The sequence below is a fragment of the Bremerella cremea genome (assembly GCF_039541315.1).
GTDB lineage: Bacteria > Planctomycetota > Planctomycetia > Pirellulales > Pirellulaceae > Bremerella > Bremerella cremea.
Map to the genome: position 1 here is coordinate 401,323 of NZ_BAABFZ010000004.1, position 13,592 is coordinate 414,914.

Annotated in this window: 14 protein-coding genes; 6 read left to right on the forward strand and 8 right to left on the reverse strand. The window is 55.6% G+C overall.

Annotated elements, in window-relative coordinates; all coding sequences use genetic code 11:
• The first annotated feature begins 305 nt into the window (after positions 1-305).
• From ABD890_RS16260 to ABD890_RS16270, 3 genes are all read left to right on the forward strand, one after another.
• Positions 306-1,385 (forward strand): protein-glutamate methylesterase/protein-glutamine glutaminase, encoded by a 1,080-nt coding sequence (locus ABD890_RS16260; protein ID WP_345091883.1) that lies wholly within the window; start codon positions 306-308, stop codon positions 1,383-1,385.
• Positions 1,376-2,224: a CheR family methyltransferase gene (locus ABD890_RS16265; protein ID WP_345091886.1), complete on the forward strand. Its 849-nt coding sequence runs from the start codon at positions 1,376-1,378 to the stop codon at positions 2,222-2,224. Before ABD890_RS16260 ends, ABD890_RS16265 begins: the two co-directional genes overlap by 10 nt.
• Before the next feature lie 104 nt (positions 2,225-2,328).
• Complete coding sequence (locus tag ABD890_RS16270) at positions 2,329-2,655, forward strand: cupin domain-containing protein (protein ID WP_345091889.1); 327 nt, start codon at positions 2,329-2,331, stop codon at positions 2,653-2,655.
• On the opposite strand, the gene ABD890_RS16275 is transcribed toward ABD890_RS16270, so the two are convergent.
• Together ABD890_RS16275 and ABD890_RS16280 are read right to left on the reverse strand one after the other, a co-directional pair.
• Positions 2,650-3,537 (reverse strand): aldo/keto reductase, encoded by an 888-nt coding sequence (locus ABD890_RS16275; protein WP_345091891.1) that lies wholly within the window; start codon positions 3,535-3,537, stop codon positions 2,650-2,652. The two genes, ABD890_RS16270 and ABD890_RS16275, sit on opposite strands and share 6 nt — an antisense overlap.
• Positions 3,534-5,042, reverse strand: coding sequence for a potassium/proton antiporter (locus tag ABD890_RS16280; protein WP_345091894.1), 1,509 nt, complete (start codon positions 5,040-5,042; stop codon positions 3,534-3,536). The genes ABD890_RS16275 and ABD890_RS16280 overlap by 4 nt, the downstream gene beginning before the upstream one ends.
• Positions 5,043-5,221: 179 nt before the next feature.
• On the opposite strand from ABD890_RS16280, the gene ABD890_RS16285 reads away from it, so the two are divergent.
• Positions 5,222-5,746 (forward strand): hypothetical protein, encoded by a 525-nt coding sequence (locus ABD890_RS16285; RefSeq protein WP_345091897.1) that lies wholly within the window; start codon positions 5,222-5,224, stop codon positions 5,744-5,746.
• Here ABD890_RS16285 and ABD890_RS16290 read toward each other — a convergent pair.
• The gene (locus tag ABD890_RS16290) at positions 5,743-7,968 is read right to left on the reverse strand and encodes a glycoside hydrolase family 5 protein (protein WP_345091900.1); all 2,226 of its coding nucleotides are present in this window, start codon (positions 7,966-7,968) and stop codon (positions 5,743-5,745) included. The two genes, ABD890_RS16285 and ABD890_RS16290, sit on opposite strands and share 4 nt — an antisense overlap.
• Before the next feature lie 102 nt (positions 7,969-8,070).
• Positions 8,071-9,045: an NAD(P)/FAD-dependent oxidoreductase gene (locus ABD890_RS16295; RefSeq protein WP_345091903.1), complete on the reverse strand. Its 975-nt coding sequence runs from the start codon at positions 9,043-9,045 to the stop codon at positions 8,071-8,073.
• A 291-nt stretch (positions 9,046-9,336) separates the two neighbouring features.
• Between ABD890_RS16295 and ABD890_RS16300 the strand changes: the two genes are divergently transcribed.
• On the forward strand, positions 9,337-10,107 hold the full coding sequence (locus tag ABD890_RS16300) for a DUF4261 domain-containing protein (RefSeq protein WP_345091905.1): 771 nt from the start codon (positions 9,337-9,339) through the stop codon (positions 10,105-10,107).
• Here the strand turns inward: ABD890_RS16300 and xerC are convergent.
• From xerC to bshB1, 4 genes are all read right to left on the reverse strand, one after another.
• Positions 10,104-11,042, reverse strand: coding sequence for a tyrosine recombinase XerC (gene xerC / locus ABD890_RS16305; protein WP_345091908.1), 939 nt, complete (start codon positions 11,040-11,042; stop codon positions 10,104-10,106). The genes ABD890_RS16300 and xerC overlap by 4 nt on opposite strands.
• A gap of 18 nt (positions 11,043-11,060) precedes the next feature.
• Entirely contained in the window at positions 11,061-11,366 is a 306-nt protein-coding gene (locus ABD890_RS16310; protein WP_345091911.1) for a hypothetical protein, read from the reverse strand.
• Positions 11,367-11,415: 49 nt separating this feature from the next.
• On the reverse strand, positions 11,416-12,327 hold the full coding sequence (locus ABD890_RS16315; RefSeq protein WP_345091914.1) for a hypothetical protein: 912 nt from the start codon (positions 12,325-12,327) through the stop codon (positions 11,416-11,418).
• Between the two features lie 199 nt (positions 12,328-12,526).
• On the reverse strand, positions 12,527-13,231 hold the full coding sequence (gene bshB1, locus ABD890_RS16320) for a bacillithiol biosynthesis deacetylase BshB1 (protein WP_345091917.1): 705 nt from the start codon (positions 13,229-13,231) through the stop codon (positions 12,527-12,529).
• Between the two features lie 84 nt (positions 13,232-13,315).
• On the opposite strand from bshB1, the gene ABD890_RS16325 reads away from it, so the two are divergent.
• Positions 13,316-13,588, forward strand: coding sequence for a hypothetical protein (locus tag ABD890_RS16325; protein ID WP_345091920.1), 273 nt, complete (start codon positions 13,316-13,318; stop codon positions 13,586-13,588).
• Positions 13,589-13,592: the final 4 nt, after the last annotated feature.

The window sequence follows — 13,592 nt, forward strand, 5'->3', positions numbered from 1 at the left end:
TAGCTTCATCGACGCAATGTTTGCTGTCGAAAGCTGCACCGGAAAGATCGCGACGTATATTTGAGACGGTGCAAGAGGTGACAACGAATCGTCAGTCGTTCGGTGCCTGTTGAAATGGATCGAACGGCTGGTCCTGCCTGCTTCGATACTTGTACCACTTCGTCGCACGATTGGAAACGCGAAGCCAACGTCCTGCACGGTCGCACCGTCACTGGCGAACGGAATCGTACTGCAACAAAAGACCCCAACCGCTTGGATAGCATCCTGTTGAGTTGGACGCTGGAGATGTAAAGGAAGCGGAAGCGATGCGTGTTTTGATTGTGGACGATTCAACCTTGTTTCGGAAAGTAGTCCGAGACACGCTGGCTGAATGTCCTGGCGTAGAAGTCGTCGGTGTCGCATCGGACGGCAAACATGCGCTCGAAAAGATCGAACAGTTTCATCCAGACCTGGTAACGCTGGATGTCGAGATGCCGATCCTCAACGGGATCGAAGTGCTCCGTCAGTTGCACATGCGTCCGGTGAAGCCTGATGTGATTATGCTGAGTGCGATGACCGATCACGGCGCGCTCGCAACCACGCAGGCACTCCGGCTGGGCGCATTCGATTTTGTGCTCAAGCCAAATCACTCGAAGCTGGAAGACAGTTGCAACCAGCTTCGCAATGACCTGCTCCCGAAAGTAAAGGTGCTGCAGGAACGTCGCCACAAACAAGCGTTCCCCGAGACGAACCGGATCGAAGCGGCCCCACCGATCCATCCGACCTCCATCGCTCCGACGGTCGTTGATCCCTCCAAGGCGAAGGTCGTGGGGATTGGTGTTTCCACCGGGGGACCGGCGGCACTTTCCCAATTGCTGCCAAAGCTTCCAGCAAACTTGCCAGTTCCGCTGCTGATTGTGCAGCACATGCCTCCGATGTTTACTAAGTCGCTGGCGAACGATCTGGATCGTGCTTCGAATATCTCTGTACATGAAGCGACCGATGGTCAGGTGGTTCAGCCTGGCAATGCTTACCTTGCCCCTGGTGGCAAGCAGATGAAAGTGGTTGTGCACGACGGCCAAAAGAAGATTCAGATTACCGACGATCCAGCTGAACGAAGCTGTAAGCCGTCGGTCGACTATTTGTTCCGCTCGATCGCTCACGTATATGGGGGCGAAGCCATGGCGATGGTGATGACCGGCATGGGAGACGACGGAACGATGGGTTCTCGATTGATGAAGCGGAATGGATGCATGGTTGTTGCTCAGGAAGAGAAAAGTTGTGTTGTGTTTGGAATGCCACGTCAGGTGATTGCCGCCGGACTGGCGGATAAGGTTGTCCCGTTGGATCAGTTGCACGAGATCATTCAAACTGCCGGTGTGAGAGGAGTCACGCGATGCCGTTAACCATGGGCGATATCGATGCGGTGTGCGACCTGGTAAACGACTTGTGCGGGATCTGTCTTGATTCCAGCAAGTCGTACCTGATCGAAAGCCGACTGGGGCAGATCGTGGAAGACCATGGCTGCACCAGCTACGAAGACCTGGTCCGCAAAGTGCGTCTGGGCGCCGACTCTCGCCTGAAACGGCAGGTGGTCGACGCCATCACGACCAACGAAACGCTCTTCTTTCGCGATCAGTACATGTTCGAGGCACTACGCCATAAAGCGTTGCCAGAGCTGATCGATGCAAAAGAAAAGACGGCGTTTCCAACTCGGCTGCGCATCTGGTCGGCGGCCTGTAGCACCGGGCAAGAGCCTTACAGCCTGGCGATTACGTTGTCGGAATTGATTCCAGACGTTCACCGCTGGGATATCCAAATCCTGGGGACGGATATCTCGGATAAGGTGGTCGCGAAGGCGAGTCGTGGCTGGTACGCCAAGCACGAGATCGAGCGTGGCATGTCGCCGGAACGCCTGCAGAAGTACTTTGTTCCCGAAGATAATGGATGGCGTATCCGGGACGAGATTCGCGCGCTGGTTTCGTTCCAGCGTCAGAATCTGCTCGAGCCGTTCGGCATGTCCGCACGGTACGACATGGTCTTTTGCCGAAACGTGGCGATCTACTTCACCCGCGAAGTGCGACGCGACCTGTTCCATCGGTTGGCTGCGACGATGATTCCCGATGGATACCTGTTCGTTGGTGCTCAAGAATTTTTGGCTGACGTCGGCCCGAACTTCACTCCGCAGCATCATTGCCGTGGAACGTTCTATCGGCCCAACATGCGAATTCCCTCGTACGTTTAGGCTAAGCCTGCGTTGGCTTGGACGATCGACTCATTATCCGCTACGCTTGAGTCGCGGCGTTGTCGAAGAACGACGCTGTGTTCTTCGCAAGCCAAGGATAGATCATGTCGTCAGGCAATTTGTTCGCTTCGATCCCAGAGAGCCTTCCAGAAGAGCTTTTCGAAACACTTGCACAAGCAGACGGCGTCAAGATTGAACGGATCGTCTCAGCCGCGCATGCTTCGCCTGAAGGCTTCTGGTACGATCAGCCGCAGCACGAGTTTGTGCTGCTCGTCGAAGGAGAAGCCGTGTTGCGATTGGAAGGGGAAGACGAGTCCAGGCATCTCAAGCCTGGCGATTTCGTGAATATTCCCGCCCGGAAGAAGCATCGCGTTGAATCGACTTCCGCCGAAGAAAAGACAATCTGGCTGGCGATCCATTACGGATCATAGGGCAGCCACACGCTGCCGAATCTCTTGAACCAGATCATCCGGCAATGCTCCCTTCGCAGCGGCGGCGATATTCTCTTGCAGATGCACCTCGTTACAGGTACCGACAATCGCGGTATCACAGTGCGGATGCGAGAGTGTGTATCGCAGAATCAATTCAGCCCGCGTCATTCCATCGGAAAGAAGCTCTTCCAACTTCGCCGCCGTCCAGACATCGTTCAGGGCAGGTCGTTGAATCTCGGCATCAGGACCACCATGGGCGATGCCACCACGAATGATGATCCCGGCACCTGCTTCTGCGGCCTCAGTGATAATATCGTGGTGAACCGGATTCAGGCACGAGTAGGCGACCTGAAATGTTTCGAAGACGCTCAACGCCAGCAAGTCGGGAAGATCGTCTAGTTTAGTGGAAATGCCAATGTGTCGGACGAGGCCCTCGTCGCGAAACCGGAGAAGTTGATCGATAAGCCCTGCCTGCTGGAGAGACTTGGCATCGCCGCCATGGAATTGCAGTAAATCGACATAGTCGGTCTGCATGCGTTTCAGGCTCGTTTCCAGGTTCCGCTGAACGACATCGGGACGCCATTCATGTTTGATCTCGATGTGATCTTCGTGCTGGATGTAAGCGCACCCGCACTTGGTCGCGAGGTAGTATTCGCTTCGCCGCGAACTGATAGCCCGGCCGATTCGCTCTTCCGCCGCACCATAGTCTGGGGCCGTATCGAGGAAGTTGATTCCCGAGTCGAGCACCAGGTTCAAGAAGCGTTCCGCCGCGTCATCTTCCACGACACGCACGCCCCAGGTATTTGGACCTCGCAAACCCATCGTGCCGTAGCCGAGTTGCGTTATTGAAAGACCTGTGTTGCCGAGAGTTCGATAGATCATGCTTCTGGTGCCGGAGATGTTGTCGGTGCGGTTTCTGTTTCGTGCGGTGCGGAGAAGATGGCGTTGGTTCCCTCCCCTGCCCCGGTGCGAACCACGACGATGACATGGTCACCGGCAAGAATTTGAGTCTTGCCGCGTGGTGGGATGAACTGCTCGTTGCGGGCAATCAGAGCAATCGTAATTCCGTCTGGCAGATTCAATTGACTGACCAGTTTGCCCGCGGCTGGCGAAGTCTCTTCGATGGTGTAATCGAGGATATCGCCTTCAACGTTCCGCAGCGAATTGATTTCAAGTTGAACCGGTGCACTGGGTGGCATGGGTTGATCGAGTCCCAGCTTCTTCGCTGCCCAAGGCAACGACCAGCCTTGCACCAATGCGGACAGCACCACCACAAAGAAGACGACATTAAACACGAGCGAAGCTTCGTCGATATCGAATAGCAGAGGGAAAGTTGCCAGCGTGATCGGGACCGCTCCTTTCAATCCGCCCCAACTTGCCAGGGCCATTTCGTTCCAGCGGAATCCAAACGGAGCCATGCACACCGCCACGGCAATTGGGCGTGCGATCAGGATCAGCACGATTGCAATACCGATCGATTGCCAGCCAACGGCAATCAAGCTGCTCGGAAAGCTAAGCAGCCCCAGCACAATAAACATCGCGATCTGAGCCAGCCAGGCCAACGCGTTATGAAAAAGTAGCGTGCCACGTTTGAATACAACTTTGCTGTTTCCAATCACGATCCCTGCCACGTAGACCGCCAGAAAACCGCTGCCACCCAGGTACGATGCCAGGCCAAAAGTAATGAGCCCCATGCCTGTTGCCAGAAGTGGATAGAGCCCGGCCGTATCAAGATGTAACCGATTGGTGAGCCAAACAGCAATGTATCCAAACGCAATCCCAACCAGACCGCCCACAATCATCTGAGTGAAGAACATCAAGATTAGTCCCCCGCCCCAGCCGACGTCAGCCCCTGGCTTTAGCATCTCGATGCAACCAATGGTCATGAAGATGGCCATCGGATCGTTCGATCCACTTTCGATTTCCAGCGTGGAACCAAGCTTCGGTGGCAAGGCAAATCCACCGGAGCGAAGGACTGAGAAGACCGCCGCGGCATCGGTCGAGCCGACGATACTTCCCAGCAGCATGCCATGCAGGATGGGGATATTCAAAATCCAACTGGCGGCTAAACCAGTCACGATCGAAGTGATCAATACACCGAGCGTGGCCAGCACGAGCGATGGTTTCCAGGCCGAGCGAATCGAGGTGGCCGTCGTTTCCAGGCCACCATCGAAGAGGATGATTGCCAAGGCGAGCGAGCCGACCGCGTGGGCGAGTTCGTAGTCTTCAAACTCGATCCCGCCGAACCCTTCCGAACCGGCCAGCATGCCGAGTCCCAAGAAGAGGACCAGCATCGGTACTCCGTAACGCGCAGAGATCTTGCTGGTGATCACCCCCAGAAATAGGAGGATTCCGCCATCGAGAATCGCGTCGTCAATCCAAAACATGAAAGCTTCTTCCGTGATAGTTTCCCTGATACGCGTTTCAACTTACCGGGTTTCCCAGGGCGAGGGAAAGGGCTCGCCGCTGGTTTCACGAATTACTCTCCGAAATGGTTGTCTTCTCGAAAGTTCAGCGGTCCATCAGAAGGTAGAAACTGCCTTTGGCAGCCTGGATAGAAAGTAACATGGCAACTAGCGTGGTAATCGCGTACGGAAATTTTGGCGGGGGGATCCTCTTCCTGTTGTTCCTGTTTGCCATGGGGATGGCGACGCTGTTGTGGTGCCTGATTTGGGCCTGTTTCGGGTTCCGGGCGAGGGTGCAACAGTCGTTCCAAGGAGGAGCCAAGCGGGTGCGGAGCGGAGCCATCGCTAGTCTAATGCTGGCACTTGCTACCATGGTCGCTTTTGCACCGATGCGGACCGCTGGCATCTGGGAAGGATACGTCGGTGGCCGTTCGGCGAATTCAGTTCGATACGAAGCGGACCGAAGTTACTTTGGCTATATCCCGCAGTATCGCCCGTTCTGGGAATTGAACCGAACGACGCTCGAGCCTGGCAACGTCCATAATTGGATCGGTTTCGAGACCGGACAACTTCGCCTGAAAGGAAGAAAGCTCCGCGTCGATTGGTTGGCGGCCAGCGTGCAGGTGGTTGTTCTGCTGTTGGTGGCCGCTCCTTTTCTACTGGCGATCGACCGCAAGGAAGATTAACGAGTTCGCTTGAGCTCGAACTGCTTGCCATCCAGGGCTTCCTTGGCGAACTTACCCCAGAAGGGCGTTGGCGTGTACTTCCAGTCCGAGATCATCACAGGCGTTGCACGCGGATGGAAGCACCAACCGGTCCAGTGAATGTGATGCTTCTGAATGAAGCCCAGCATGTCAGGCACCCACGTGTAAGGGCTTTCCTGATCGGCAGCCGGGATGAAGTCCATCTTGTTGATGTCGGCACCCACTTCGCCCAGGAAGATTGGATGCTTGGCAGCGGTTGGCAGAACCTTCTTCTCCCAGTCGGTATGCCAGTTGTAGGTGTGCCACGAGTACATGATGCCGTTACCGCTGGGGTCTTCCAGGGCGTAACCTTCGGCGATGCCGGTCAGGTCGTTACACCAGAAAACGCCCCCGGCGATGACGATGTTCTTCGCACCGGTTGATCGGACCGCTTCGACCATGGCCTGCATTCCGATCGACTCGAATCCCTGGTTTGCTTTCTTTTCAGCATCGTCCAGAAACGCCGATTCGTCGTTGCCATTCTTCGTGCCGACAAAGCCACCGTTTCGCCAGACTTCCCACGAAATCCCATGCGGCTCGTTCAGCAGATCGAACAAGACGGCCGGGTGATTCTTATAAACCGTCGCACAGTCTTTCCAGAAATCGGCGTGCTCTTGCTTGGGGGCCCGGTAGCGATGCAGGTCGAGCACCACGTACGCGCCGCGATTGGCGGCCAGGTTCACAATACGATCGATCGTTTCGCGATATTCTTTGCCGCCATCTTTTTGATACGGACTTTTGCCGTACCAGAACTCGTCTTTGATTGGGACGCGGACACAGTTGGCATGCCACTCGTCAATCGCCACGACCGCGGACTTAATTGGCTGCTTATCCTGGGGCAAGGTTTCCAAGCCACCAGCGTTGACTCCCTGCAACCAGACGTCGTTTCCGTCGGTATCTTGCACGCGGTTACCAACCACCTTCAGCATCTTCGGCCACTTGGCACGATTCGGTTCTTCCACTGGGACGTTTCGCATCTGAGCTTCTTCTTCGCGAAGCTTGGCTGCCGCAAACAGTGGAGTGGGATCGGCCGGACGAAGTGCGATGTCATCGAGATCGAGCGTTCCAGACTTCACCTGAAACAAACTCGGCATGACGATCAACGTCAAGGCATCGTCTGGAACGAGGAAGGTCTTCGACTTCTCGACCCAGTCGTTGCTGTTGCGATTGGTGTAAGGCGGAGCAGGCTTACCAGAAATCTTCTTGCCATCGATCCCCTGGAACTCGAGCATGATGCGAGCATCGAACCACGGCATCTCGCCAGTCTTGAGGTTTGAGGTTCGCTGTTTCCAGGTCAGCTCAAGAGCCTTCGTGCCTTCGGGGATGTCGTAGGTACGGTAGAGCATTGCCAGCTTTCCAGGCTCTTGCGACTCGATCCGCAGGAAGGTGTTGTCCGATTCGTTTTCCCAACGTACGGCCCCAGACATCTTGCCCCAATGCAGCGGCAAGTCCCCCTTCTTTTCCTCGAACGAACCGTTGAGGATCAGCGAGCCTGTTTCCTCGAGTGTCTTCTGCGCCTTAGCCCGGCGTTTGGCGGCATCGGCGGTTTGTTTCGCAAGGCGTTCCTTGTTGCGTCGATCCATCTCTGCGCGAAGCGGGGCCGGGTCGACCGCTTGCAACGAGATGTCGTCGAGATCGAAGGTGCCTGACTCGACCTGAAATAACGCTGGCATAAACTGAAGCCAGTAGGCACCTGGCGGAACCAGGAACTCGACCTGACGTTCTTCCCAGCCATCGGTGTCTTTTCCGGTGGCGGCCGGCTTCGGAGCAGGCTTCAGTTTCTGGTGTTGGTCGTCGACGAATTCGATCATGATGCGAGCATCAAACCACGAGCTCTTCCCCTTCTTCAGATCGCTGACCCGCTGTTTCCAAGAGAGACGCAGAGCTTCGGTCCCAGGGGGAAGCTTCAGCTCTTGATACAGCATGACCATCTGGCCAGGCTCAGGGCTTTTCAGGCGAATGAAGTGGTTACCTGATTCGCTTTCCCAGCTACCGCCTGATTTGACTTGTCCCCAGTCGGCTGGCCAGGTCGAATCGGCGTTGGGAGTTTCCAGATTACCGTTTGGTGCCAATTCAGCCTCAGACGCGGCGAGCAACGGCGATGCAGCAGCAAAGATCAGAAAGCATGCAATCAGGGCAGGTGTGATCAGGGGGCGGAGCAACATGGGCCTCGAAATTCTCTGTCCAAGAGGAGCAATCGGGGGATCGAATGGGGTCTAACTTCATTATGACCCCACCTCCTGAAATGGTTACGAAATCGACCGGAATTATTCGAGAAGTTGCGCGGCCAGCGAATGACCGCTGAATAACGCCCCTTCCACCCGGGCACCAGAGCACCAATCGCCGCAAATTCCCAGACGAACGGTGGGGTCCCAAAGGTAAGAACGGTCGAGAGGTTCGACAGGGGCACTGTACCGCCAACGGTGACTGGCGGCGTAAATCGGTTCAGGCAGGTTCGCACCAGTGGCTTTGGCAAATGCCTCAAGCAGACGTGGGGTGATCTCCTCTGGCTGGCACTCAAGGTTTTCTCGCGACCACGATCCCGAGGCATGCAACACCCAGCACTCGTGCTCCGCGTTTCGGCCAGGCTTGCTGTTATTGCGGCAGATCCAACGCAAAGGGTTTTCGTGAACGAAGGCGGCGTCGAAGTCGACATCGATTCGACTTGGGAAATGGACGAGCGTCGCCCAACAAGGATCAAACTGCTGATCGACCAGCGTTCCACGGAAGGGACTGGTCGCTCCCAGGATCGCATTGGTTTGCTCTGGCGGCGCTGTGCAAACCAGCACATCAAATGGACCGAATTTCTGGCCATCGGTCGAAGTTAGAACCCAACCGGAAGATGAATGTTGTGCCGATTCAATGCGGGTGTTCAGCCGAATATCGAGCGATTCGGCCAGGTGCTTGCCGAGAGCATTCATTGCAGGAACTGCGACGTAACGCGAGGTTGGTTCCACTTCGGGTAACTCATTTGGCCGAAGTACAACGACCTTGCCATCCCACGGAGCAACGATGCCTGCGGATAACCACTTCTGCAGGTGCTGCTCAATGGGTTGGCTGCGAATGGTAAAGTACTGAGCCCCGTGATCGAAGGCGATGTCATGTTCGGGAACCCGTCGCGTCGCCATACGACCAGACACACCGCGTGCCTTCTCGAAAAGCGTAATATCGAACTCGTGCGCGAGTTCACGGGCACACATCAAACTGGAAACGCCGGCACCAATAATTGCTACTGTTTGCATAATAAAAAACCAGTTAACCGTTATGAATCGCGCAGGAATTCGTTAAAACCTGATCTCATGTTGAAGGTAGGAATCGAAAACCAAGCAAATCGAAAACATGCCGGAATTGCGTTGTCAAGAATGTAGTCGAGAACCTTTTTTGACCGCTCACAATTTTAGGTTGCTCCGTTGATATTTTCATTGGTTTCGCAATTGTCAGCGTTTAGAATCCAAAGCAGCGTCCTCCCCAATGAGTTCATGATTCGCGGTTATTAGCCAGAGAGGAAGGTGCTTGTGGGAGTCTCACTTTCAATGATCGCATTGAATCGCGGTTCCAAAGTTGCATGGAAGGCGTTTCGCGAAAACCTTGCGGAATCGTGGCCCATATTGCCGGCCCCAACGGATGTCCGAAAGGAAGAGAACACGCTCTCTTTCGACTTGGGGCAGATGAGTATCGCCATGGGAATGATGCCTGGCCCGATACCAGAAGATAGCTGGGCTCCACCGGAACGTCAGACTTGGATCTGGCCTGAAGCGGTGGAGCAACTGCAAGAACATCGTTCCCATTTGATTGTAACCGTCGTCGGAGACGTCGCGCCACTGCTGCAGGCGCAATTATTGACGATGGTCACCGCATCGCTTCTGGCAACATGTGGACAGCCGGCAGGTGTGCTGTGGGGAGAGTCTGGCTTGATGGTTTCGCCAGAACTGTTCCACGATATTGCTATTGAATCCCTGCCAACGGAAGTTCCACTGTGTTTGTGGGTCGCCGTTTACTTGGGAAAGAACGATGACGGCACGACGGTCGGTTTTACACGCGGGCTGCAGTCGCTTGATGTGATGGACTTCGTAACCGAGAACGCGACCGATCAGCCTGGCGACTTATGCGAGCGGTTTTATGGGCTGGCCGACTACTTGATTGCCAATGGTCCCGTGATTGGTGATGGGCATACGATCGGCGAAGATGACGACGAGCGTATCAAGATCACCTATTGCAGTTCCCCGTTCGGGCATGAACATCAGGTCATGCGACTCGACTTCGCACCGCAAGCTGGCCAGTCCCGTTTCGGCCTGCAGTACTAAGCCTTCGCTCGCGGATGAGCTTTCTCGTACACGCCTTTCAGCGTGGCGGTGCTTAGGTGGGTGTAGATCTGCGTCGTCACCAGACTCTTGTGCCCCAGCAGTTCCTGCACGCTACGAATGTCGGCACCTGCATCGAGCAGATGGGTAGCAAAACTATGTCGCAGCGTGTGCGGACTCGTTCGCAGATCGAGCCCGGTTTCTTTCAGATATTTTTCGAGCATCCGTCCGACGCTACGCGTGGTGATGCGGTTGCCGAACTTGTTTAAGAAGATCGGACGTTCCGTCAGCTTCTCGCTCTTTGGGCTCAAACGGCGAATATTCATCCAGTCGGAAATCGCATCGAGCGCGTACGAACCGAGGGGAGCGAGTCGTTCTTTGCGACCCTTTCCACGAACGCGAACCAGGCCATCATGCATGTCGAGATCGTTCTCGTTGATCCCGACCAGTTCGCTCACACGCAGACCGGCGCTGTAGGTCGTTTCAAGCATCGCCCGATCGCGGATGCCAGCGGCGTCGACCCGGGACGGAGCGTTGAGCAGCGTGCCGATCTCAGTCGTGGTTAAAAAGTGCGGAAGCTTCTGGCTTTTGCGAGGGTTACGCAGCGGTTTGGCTGGGTTCTTATCAACCAGTTGCTGCCGCTGGGCAAACTTGAAAAAGCTTCGCATCGAGGCGAGCCGGCGAGCCACGGTACTGCCGGAGTAGCCTGCTTCGGTGACAGCGGACACGTACCCCCGCAGATCGAGGGTCGTGATTTCATCGGGCGAAGGCTCCAGGGCAAAGCTTTCTTCCAGATAGCCCGCCAAGGCGTCGAGATCTTCGCCATAGCTTTTGATGGTCAGATCGGATGCATTGCGTTCGACCTGGAGATAGCGAAGGAAGCTATCAATGACCGTTCGCAGACCCTGGGTGGATGAACTTAAGGCTCGATCGATCACCCTGCTGGCTCCGCCTGATTAGCTGAACTCGTCGAAGTCGAGATGGTCGGCGTCGAGGCTTCCGATATCAATCGGCCCGTTAGCGGGGAACTCGAAGCGTGGCTTCACGGAAGCATCGTTATCGACCGGTGCGTTCTGATCGGCAGCTTGAGCGCGAATTTTTTGGCTTAGCACTGCGGCGTCGTACCAGGTGAAGCTCAGCTCCGGATTGCTCGCGTATCGGCCCAGCGTGCGGAGGGCTTCGGCCCGTCGCTGATCGCTGAACAAAAATACGTAGCGTTCTTCACCCTTGACCAGTGCTAGTACGTTAATCTCTTCCGTCACGTGAGGCAGCCTCCCAGACAATTCCAAAACTCATCCGTGGTAAAGAACGTTATCGGCTTTCGCCCCACCGGATCGCCAGTTGAGATTCACCGGCACCGCCACGAAGAGAGAGCATTTCTGTGATATGCGAGTAGCAACAGAAACGAATGAAATCGTTGCTACGATCGAGAAAACCCTGCCAACCCCCATTACGCGCATCGTCGAGAAAAAAGTAATACTGCTCGGCACGTTCTGTGAAGTCGGAATCATTTTCGCTATAGCTTCGAATCTGTGAGATGATCGGGCTGTCCTGCGCCATCATCATCGGGCGATTCGCTTTCGGTGCATCGGGGATGAAGCCGCTTGGATCGGGCCAGTCTGGTGGCAAGCCTTCGGCGTCAATACGGGCGTTTTTCTCGGGTGTTTCGCCGAAATCAGGCTGAACGGGCGTTTGTGTTTCGAGCTGGGCTCGGGCCAGCGCGAACTCTGCTTCCCACAAGTGCGACTCTGGAATGAACTCTTCATCTGCAGTGCCCCACGGCAGTCCATAGCCAGGCGGAATCGGATGGAATCCAGGGTTCGTCGCGTACCAGTTGACGGCCAACGTCATGCGCTTGGGGTAGTAAGGCGAGTAGTCGGTAACCGAACCCACCACGATGGCGTCGACACCCAACATTTTTCCGAGTGCTCGCAGTTGTTCGATATCGGTGCCATTGTTGCCGCTTGCTTGCATCGCCCGCATCGTCACACCAATTGGTACGACTTCAAAGCCGCGGATGGTTTGCAGTTCGCCGTAGTAGGCCAACGTCACGTCATCCATATCGAGCGTAGGGATGTCGCTCTGGTTATTGAATGGAATCACCGCGACCCGTGCCAACTGCGGGAACGGGTTGTGAAAGATCGGCTTCTCGCGCATCTCGGGGATGGCGGCGCAGCCGCTGCACAACAGAGTTAAACAGGTGATGACAAACCAGTAGCGCACGAAAATGACAATCGTAGCAATTCAGGTAGCCCCCCCGAGCTGCTTGGTACGCCGAACGAATCTTTCGCGGCGCACTTTGTCCGATGGGTCAGTCATCGGCCTGGCGAAGAAGATCGCTTCAGAGGAATCGTGCCGATTTCGCGATTTGGATAAACTTTGCGGCCGCTAGCAATGCTGCTAAAGTGCCACCGTCAGGCGGTCAAACCAGCGAATCCATGCTGCTCAGGCCAATCGGCTCGCGCGAGGTGAACGGTTCGCCGTAACGAGTTCCGATCACTTTGCCCCAGTACGAGGCCTCGTCGTGAAGCTTATCGAGGAAGGTGGGATACTCGGTGGGGCGACCTTCGATAAATTGACTGTGATAGCATCGAATCGACGCCAGCTTCTCTTCCCAATGCTCGCTGATGTCGAGCACGAATGCCGGCTGGGCCGCCATTTTCAAATGAACACAGTAGTAGTTGTAGATACGCTGCGGGTGGAATGGCTCGCCGGGCATTTCGGTCTTGCTGAGCTTCGACCAGAAGCGGGCCGCGTCGACAAGTTGCGTCGCTGCCAGGTGATCGGGATGGGCATCTTCCCAGTAAGGGGCAAACAGCCACTTCGGCCGCAGCAAGCGAAAGACCGATGCCAGCTTCTCGCGGGCAGCTAGCGTTGGCTCGAGGCTTCGATTCGGCAGGCCCAGGTTATCTCGCCAGTCGACTTTCAAGATGTCGGTGGCAGCAGCTGTCTCTGCAGCTCGTTTCTCGGGACTACCGTAGGGTGTGGGCTCGCCGGAAGTCAGATCGAGAATGCCGACCTTCTTCCCTTCCGCTTTGAATTTCAGAATCGCGCCTCCCATGCCAAGTTCGGCATCGTCGGGATGGGGGGCGATCACCAAGATATCAAGCGGAGTGGGCGTTTTCATTTGCTCTAGTACCGACATTGAATTTCAGGTATTTAGCGACGTGATTCGACTCTCATTTTCTTGGTCCCGGCTTGAACTCCGCTGATGTCCACCCGCTCAACAATTGCTTTGCTGATCTTGCTCTTGGTTGCCCCTGGTTGTCGTACCTGGGGATGGGGACGTCATCGGGAAGAGCCAGAACCTAGACATCATGTCGTCGACAACTTCTCCGATACGAAGCCAAAGGCCGAGGATGAAGAGGAAGACGATATGACCGATACCGGATCGTTCGCCAAGAAGAACGGCCGAAGCACCGACCTGGGGTCAGGCTGGTCGGATCGTTCTCGTGAAATCGAACGTAGTCTAGGGTATCGCTAAGGTT

What these genes read in the sequence shown, in the direction of transcription:
- ABD890_RS16260 (WP_345091883.1), top strand. Translation starts at nt 306, where the DNA reads ATGCGTGTTTTGATTGTGGACGATTCAACCTTGTTTCGGAAAGTAGTC.
- ABD890_RS16265 (WP_345091886.1), top strand. Translation starts at nt 1,376, where the DNA reads ATGCCGTTAACCATGGGCGATATCGATGCGGTGTGCGACCTGGTAAAC.
- ABD890_RS16270 (WP_345091889.1), top strand. Translation starts at nt 2,329, where the DNA reads ATGTCGTCAGGCAATTTGTTCGCTTCGATCCCAGAGAGCCTTCCAGAA.
- ABD890_RS16275 (WP_345091891.1), bottom strand. Translation starts at nt 3,537, where the DNA reads ATGATCTATCGAACTCTCGGCAACACAGGTCTTTCAATAACGCAACTC.
- ABD890_RS16280 (WP_345091894.1), bottom strand. Translation starts at nt 5,042, where the DNA reads ATGTTTTGGATTGACGACGCGATTCTCGATGGCGGAATCCTCCTATTT.
- ABD890_RS16285 (WP_345091897.1), top strand. Translation starts at nt 5,222, where the DNA reads ATGGCAACTAGCGTGGTAATCGCGTACGGAAATTTTGGCGGGGGGATC.
- ABD890_RS16290 (WP_345091900.1), bottom strand. Translation starts at nt 7,968, where the DNA reads ATGTTGCTCCGCCCCCTGATCACACCTGCCCTGATTGCATGCTTTCTG.
- ABD890_RS16295 (WP_345091903.1), bottom strand. Translation starts at nt 9,045, where the DNA reads ATGCAAACAGTAGCAATTATTGGTGCCGGCGTTTCCAGTTTGATGTGT.
- ABD890_RS16300 (WP_345091905.1), top strand. Translation starts at nt 9,337, where the DNA reads ATGATCGCATTGAATCGCGGTTCCAAAGTTGCATGGAAGGCGTTTCGC.
- bshB1 (WP_345091917.1), bottom strand. Translation starts at nt 13,231, where the DNA reads ATGAAAACGCCCACTCCGCTTGATATCTTGGTGATCGCCCCCCATCCC.
- ABD890_RS16325 (WP_345091920.1), top strand. Translation starts at nt 13,316, where the DNA reads ATGTCCACCCGCTCAACAATTGCTTTGCTGATCTTGCTCTTGGTTGCC.